The 5,978-nt window shown below is 70.7% G+C and carries 8 protein-coding genes; 6 read left to right on the top strand and 2 right to left on the bottom strand.

Features of this window, described 5'->3' with window-relative positions; all coding sequences use genetic code 11:
- Positions 1-254: 254 nt before the first annotated feature.
- Together FJ108_17550 and FJ108_17545 are read left to right on the top strand one after the other, a co-directional pair.
- Positions 255-974 (top strand): sulfite exporter TauE/SafE family protein, encoded by a 720-nt coding sequence (locus tag FJ108_17550; protein MBM4337695.1) that lies wholly within the window; start codon positions 255-257, stop codon positions 972-974.
- A gap of 17 nt (positions 975-991) precedes the next feature.
- Positions 992-1,423 carry a VOC family protein gene (locus FJ108_17545; GenBank protein ID MBM4337694.1) on the top strand — a complete coding sequence of 144 codons (432 nt, stop codon included), beginning with the start codon at positions 992-994 and terminating at the stop codon, positions 1,421-1,423.
- On the opposite strand, the gene FJ108_17540 is transcribed toward FJ108_17545, so the two are convergent.
- Positions 1,420-1,875, bottom strand: coding sequence for a hypothetical protein (locus tag FJ108_17540; protein ID MBM4337693.1), 456 nt, complete (start codon positions 1,873-1,875; stop codon positions 1,420-1,422). The two genes, FJ108_17545 and FJ108_17540, sit on opposite strands and share 4 nt — an antisense overlap.
- Positions 1,876-1,943: 68 nt before the next feature.
- Here FJ108_17540 and FJ108_17535 point away from each other — a divergent pair, with 68 nt between their 5' ends.
- The 4 genes from FJ108_17535 to FJ108_17520 are packed head-to-tail and all read left to right on the top strand — an operon-like array spanning position 1,944 to position 5,492.
- A complete protein-coding gene (locus FJ108_17535) occupies positions 1,944-2,309 on the top strand; it encodes a hypothetical protein (protein ID MBM4337692.1) in 366 nt (121 codons plus the stop codon).
- A gap of 15 nt (positions 2,310-2,324) precedes the next feature.
- Positions 2,325-4,634 (top strand): heavy metal translocating P-type ATPase, encoded by a 2,310-nt coding sequence (locus FJ108_17530; GenBank protein MBM4337691.1) that lies wholly within the window; start codon positions 2,325-2,327, stop codon positions 4,632-4,634.
- A gap of 11 nt (positions 4,635-4,645) precedes the next feature.
- Entirely contained in the window at positions 4,646-5,047 is a 402-nt protein-coding gene (locus FJ108_17525) for a gamma-glutamylcyclotransferase (protein ID MBM4337690.1), read from the top strand.
- A 4-nt stretch (positions 5,048-5,051) separates the two neighbouring features.
- Positions 5,052-5,492, top strand: a complete 441-nt coding sequence (locus FJ108_17520; GenBank protein ID MBM4337689.1) for a GFA family protein — start codon at positions 5,052-5,054, stop codon at positions 5,490-5,492.
- 9 nt (positions 5,493-5,501) lie between these two features.
- Here FJ108_17520 and FJ108_17515 read toward each other — a convergent pair whose 3' ends face one another.
- Entirely contained in the window at positions 5,502-5,813 is a 312-nt protein-coding gene (locus FJ108_17515; protein MBM4337688.1) for a hypothetical protein, read from the bottom strand.
- Positions 5,814-5,978 lie beyond the last annotated feature (165 nt).

Genomic DNA, 5,978 nt, shown 5'->3' with positions numbered 1-5,978 from the left:
GCTCGCGCAGCAGCAGCACCCCGCCGTCGCTGCTCGCGTGCTCCGCGTCGAACCGGCCCACCACGGGCCGTCGTCCCAGCGGCGAAAACTCAAGCTGCGTCGCGCTACACTCTGTCTGCACAGGTCGGCCCTTTCTGTTGGCCCGTTTTGTCTTGCAACTCAACGGTTAACAGAAGTCAGCCGGCCTGTGCTCGTTTGAGTGGTGAGAAATCCAGGCTAGAGGGCGCGCGCGTTTGTCCCAGGAATCGGTCGCAATGCTCACGGGGCTGATCTTCGCCGCCGCCATGCTCTACGCGTCGGTCGGTCACGGCGGCGCGTCCGGCTATCTCGCGGCGATGGCGCTCTTCGGTGTCGCACCCGAGGTGATGAAGCCGACGGCGCTGGTCCTGAACATCCTGGCCTCGGCGCTGGCCGCGGGGAGCTTCGCGCGCGCGGGCTTCTTCGACTTCCGGCTGTTCGCGCCCTTTGCGCTCGCGTCCGTTCCGATGGCCTTCGTCGGCGGCGCGATCCAGGCGCCGAGCGGGGTCTACCGGGTGATCGTCGGGGTCGTGCTGCTCTTCGCGGCGACGCGGTTCCTGATCGACGTTCCCGCCGCGCGATCAGACAAGGGCGGGCGGCCGGCGCTCGGGGTCTCGCTCGCGTGGGGCGCAGGCATCGGCCTGCTCTCGGGGCTCACGGGCGTCGGCGGGGGGATCTTCCTGACGCCGCTGCTTCTCCTGGCGGGCTGGGCGGATGCGCGGCGCGCGAGCGCGGTGTCGGCGGCGTTCATCTTCGTGAACTCGATCGCGGGGCTCGCAGGCCACCTGGCCAGCGTCGGACAGGTGCCGGACGCGATCCGATTCTGGGCGCCGGCCGCGCTCGTCGGCGGCTTCCTCGGCGCGCGCGTGGGCAGTCGACATCTCGCGCCGAAGTCGCTGCGCCGCGTTCTCGCGCTGGTGCTGCTCGTGGCCGGCTTGAAGCTCGTCGCGAGCTGAGATCGAAGGGAGGAGGAATGCCCGTCGAGGTGCTCGGCATCGATCACGTCTATCTGGCCGTGCGCGATCTCGCGCGCTCCACGCAGTTCTACGACGGGGTGATGGCCGCGCTCGGCTACCGGCGCGTGGACTCCGCGATCGCCGGCGACCCGCACGTGCACTACTACAACCGCCAGTTCGGCTTCTCGCTCCGGCCGGCGCGCGCGGGAACACCGGCGCACGATCCCTATGCGCCGGGCCTGCACCACTTCTGCTTTCGCGTGCTCGATGCAGCGGCCGTGGATCAGGCGGCCGCGGAGCTTCGCGCGCTCGGCGTCTCGGTGAGCGAGCCGCGTCTCTACCCCGAGTACGCGCCCGACTACTACGCGACCTTCTTCGACGATCCCGACGGGATCCGGCTCGAGATCACGAACTTCCGCGAGCAGCGCCGGGCGCGGATGTACGGCTAGCGCGTGTCGACGTCGTCGGTGTCGACCTGCCCGGAGAGCCGGCGCCGCGTGAACGACCAGCTCATTCCGACCGCCATCACCAGCGATATCACGACCAGCGCGACGTGCGTGAGCGCGGGCAGGCTCGACATCGAGAACACGCCCTGCTCGACGAGCAGCCAGATCAGCCCTACGCAGAGCGCCACGACCAGCAGGATTCCCACGCCGCCGAGCGAGCGGCGTGCCGCGGTTCCGTAGACGACCCACGCGATGGCGAGCGCGGTTCCGACCACGAACTTCAGCGCGGGCGAGCCGAGCCAGCTCGACTCGTCGGCCGGCGTCCACGTGCCGATCACCCACGCCACGTACGAGACTCCCCACGGGTTGTAGCTGGCGTAGACCAGCGCGAGCGCGAAGGCGAATCGCAGCCCGAATCCACCCAGGCCGATGCCCCGGTCGGCGGCGTGTTCCATCCGTGCGATCATACGCGATCGAGCGGTAGCATCCGAGAGCAGAGACTCGTTGGATTCGGGGCTGGAAGATGACGATCGTCGAAGTCGGAGTCAGCGCGAGCACGCACGGCCACGAGCCGACGCGACTCGAGGCGAAGATCGCCGAGTACGGGCGTCGCGATCGATTCCGGCGCGCGCTGCGGCGCTTCCTGCCGATCTTCGGGACGGGCTGCGCGTGCCTGTTGATCCCGCCGCACGTTCCGTGGCTGCTCGGCTTCACGCTGGTCGGCTCGGTGCTCGCGACGCAGCGCCTGAAGCAGGCGCGCGAGATCCTCTCGCTGGCCGGAACCTGCCCGGGCTGCGCCGCCGAGCAGACGCTCGATCCACCGCTCGAGCTGCCCGCGATCAAGCGCTGTCCCGGCTGCGGCGCGTTCCTGAAGCTCGAGCGGGTCTAGCCGGAGGACGGGCTCATGCCGGACGCGAGCTTCATCGATCCGGTCTGCGGGATGACCGTCGCCGCCGACGGGCCGCACCGCTGCGAGCACGCCGGGCAGACCTACCGCTTCTGCAATCCTCGCTGCCTCGCGAAGTTCCAGGCCGAGCCCGAGCGATATCTCGCGCCGCGCCCCGTAGAGCAGGAGCCGGTCGCGCCCGACGCGATCTACACCTGCCCGATGGACCCCGAGATCCGCCAGATCGGGCCCGGGTCGTGCCCGATCTGCGGAATGGCGCTCGAGCCGCTCGAGGCCTCGCCAGACGAGCCGGAGAACCCGGAGCTCGCCGACATGCAGCGCCGACTCCGGGTCTCGGCGCTGCTCAGCGTTCCGCTCGCGGCGCTGGCGATGTCGGAGATGCTGCCCGGAATGCCGCTGCAGCACGCGGTGTCGCCGCGGCTGCTGGGGCTGGCGCAGCTCGCGCTCGCCACGCCGGTGGTCGCGTGGGGCGGCTGGCCGTTCTTCGTGCGCGGCGCGCGGTCGCTCGCGACGCGGCGGTTCAACATGTTCACGCTGATCGCGCTCGGCACGGGCGTCGCGTGGCTGTACAGCGTCGCAGCGGTGCTCGCGCCGGGGAGCTTTCCCGAGGCGTTCCGCGGCCACGGCGGCGCGATCGCGCCGTACTTCGAGGCGGCGGCCGTGATCGTGACGCTGGTGCTGCTCGGACAAGTGCTCGAGCTCCGCGCGCGCGGCCGCACGGGCGCGGCCCTGCGCGCGCTCATGGGGCTTGCGCCGAAGACCGCGCGGCTGGTGCGCCCGGAAGGGCTCGAGATCGACGTCGCGCTCGCGGACGTGCGCGTGGGGGATCGCCTGCGCGTGCGCCCGGGCGAGAAGATCCCGGTCGACGCGCGCGTGCTCGAAGGTACCTCCAGCGTCGACGAGTCGATGCTCACCGGCGAGCCGATTCCCGCCGAGAAGCGCCCGGGCGATCGAGTCACGGGGGCGAGCTTGAACCAGAGCGGCAGCCTGTTGATCGCGGCCGAGCGAGTCGGCCGCGACACGCTGCTCGCGCAGATCGTGGCCCGCGTGGCCGAGGCGCAGCGCAGCCGCGCGCCGATCCAGCGCCTGGTCGATCGCGTGGCCGCGATCTTCGTCCCCGCGGTCGTGGGCGCCTCGCTGCTCACGTTCGCGCTCTGGGCGCTCTTCGGCCCCGAGCCGCGGCTCGCGCACGCGCTGGTGAACTCGATCGCGGTTCTGATCATCGCGTGTCCGTGCGCGCTGGGCCTCGCGACGCCGATGTCGATCATGGTCGCGATCGGACGCGGAGCCCAGCTCGGCGTGCTGTTCAAGGACGCCGAGGCGATCGAGCGCCTGCGCGAGATCGACACGCTCGTGATCGACAAGACCGGAACGCTGACGGAGGGGAAGCCGAAGCTCGCGAGCGTAGAGCCGGCCCGGGGCGTCGACGATGCGACGCTTCTCCGTGTCGCTTCGAGCCTGGAGCGCGGAAGCGAGCATCCGCTCGCCGCGGCCATCGTCTCGGGCGCGGACGAGCGCGGCGTCGCGGCCGTCGCCGTCGCGGACTTCGCCTCGCGAGCGGGGCTCGGCGTGAGGGGAAGTCTGGACGGCCGGGCGTCGGCGCTCGGAAACCGCAACCTGCTGCGGGAGCTCGGCGTCGCGGCCGGTGAGATCGACGCGCTGGAGCTCGAGGCCGACCCCCGCCGCGACCGCGGCGAGACCGTCGTCTTCGTCTGGCAGGACGGCCTCGTGCTCGGGTCGCTCGGCGTGGCCGATCCGATCAAGCCGCACGCGGCCGAAGCGCTTCGCGGGCTGCGCGCCGACGGGCTTCGCGTGGTCATGCTCACCGGGGACAGCCGGCGCACCGCGGACGCCGTCGCGCGCGAGCTCGGCATCGACGAGGTGCGCGCGGAGGTGCTGCCGACCGACAAGGCAGAGGTGGTCGCGGAGCTCGAGGCGCAGGGCCGAAGAGTCGCGATGGCCGGTGACGGCATCAACGACGCGCCGGCGCTCGCCCGCGCGTGTGTCGGGATCGCCATGGGCACCGGGACGGACATCGCGATCGAGAGCTCGGGCGTCACGCTCGTGCGCGGAGACCTGCGCGGGATCGCGCGCGCGCGAAGCCTGTCGCGCGCGACGGTCGCCAACATCCGCGAGAACCTCTTCTTCGCGTTCGTCTACAACTCGCTCGGTGTGCCCGTCGCGGCGGGCGCTCTCTACCCGATCTTCGGCCTGCTGCTCTCGCCGATGCTCGCGGCGGCCGCGATGAGCGCGAGCTCCGTGAGCGTGATCGCGAACGCGCTGCGGCTGCGGCGCGCGGCGCGGTAGCGGCGCGGCGGATGTTCCTGTTCTGCTACGGATCGCTCGAGTTCGCCGAGGTGATGCGCGAGGTCACGGGGCGAACCTTCGCGGGCGAGCCCGCGGTGCTCGACGGCTTCGCACGCTACCGCGTTCGCGACGCCGACTATCCCGGACTTCTGCCCGAGTCCGGCGCGTGCACGAGGGGCACGCTCTACCGCGAGGTGGACGACACCGCGCTCGCGGCACTCGACCGCTTCGAAGGCCCGCTCTACGAGCGAAGATGGCTCGAGGTCCGGGTCGCGGACGGCGCGCGCCCCCACGCGAGCGTCTACGTGGTGCGCGAGGCGCAGCGAGATCTGCTGACCCGCGAGCCGTGGGACGAGCGCGCATTCGCTCGCGACCGCCTCGAGGCATTCCTGCGCCGGATTCGGATAGACTGAAGCCGTGACGGACGCCCCCAAGCGGATCGACCGCGTCTCCGGCGGCTGCCTCTGCGGGGCCGTGCGCTTCGAGGTCGAGCTGCCGACGCTGTTCTGCGCGCACTGCCACTGCTCGATGTGCCGCAAGGCGCACGGCGCCGGCTTCGTCACCTGGATCGGCGTGCCCTACGAGCGCTTCCGGATCACGGCAGGAGAAGACGCGCTGCGCCGCTACGACTCCTCGGAGCACGGCTGGCGGCGTTTCTGCGGCCATTGCGGGAGCAGCATGCTCTGCGAATCGAGCAAGCACCCGGATCACCTCGACGTCGCGCTCGGCTCGCTCGACGGCGAGATCGACCGCGCGCCGTCGCTCCACGTCTACGTGGACGACCGAGCGGGTTTCGTCTCGGTCGAGGACGGGCTGCCGAAGCTGGGCGGAAAGACCGGGATGGAGCCGCGCGGCTAGAAGCCGCTTCTAGATGTCGTCGTTGGTGCGGCAGTTCGCGGCGTCGATCGCGCTCTTCACCTGCAGGTAGCCGGGCCAGCCGTAGAACGGAATGAAGCCGAGCCAGAACTTCTTCTGCGGCATGTTCGGAAACGGCCCCCATCCTTTCAGAAACGGCCCCCATCCTTTCAGGTAGTACTCGCCGATGCCGGGGTGCGCGATCGAGAACCACATCGCGCTCTGCGCGCCGCGCCCGTTGGGGCATTTCCTCTCGGCCTGGGCGGGCGTAGCGAAGATCAGCACGAGCGCGAAGCCACACAGAGCCGCGTAGCGGTGGACCATCTCTTCTCCTGGTTCAGAAGGGGAAGAAATAGGGAATCACCGCGAGCGCGACCACACCGCAGAGCAGGTCGAGCGGTGCGCCGACCCTGACGAAGTCGCTGAAGCGGTAGCCGCCGGGTCCGAACACGATCAGGTGGGTCTGGTAGCCGATCGGCGTCGAGAAAA

This window comes from Deltaproteobacteria bacterium (genome assembly GCA_016875225.1).
Taxonomy (GTDB): domain Bacteria; phylum Myxococcota_A; class UBA9160; order SZUA-336; family SZUA-336; genus VGRW01.
The sequence above is the reverse complement of the archived record's forward strand: the minus strand, read 5'-3'. Positions and strand labels throughout refer to the sequence as shown.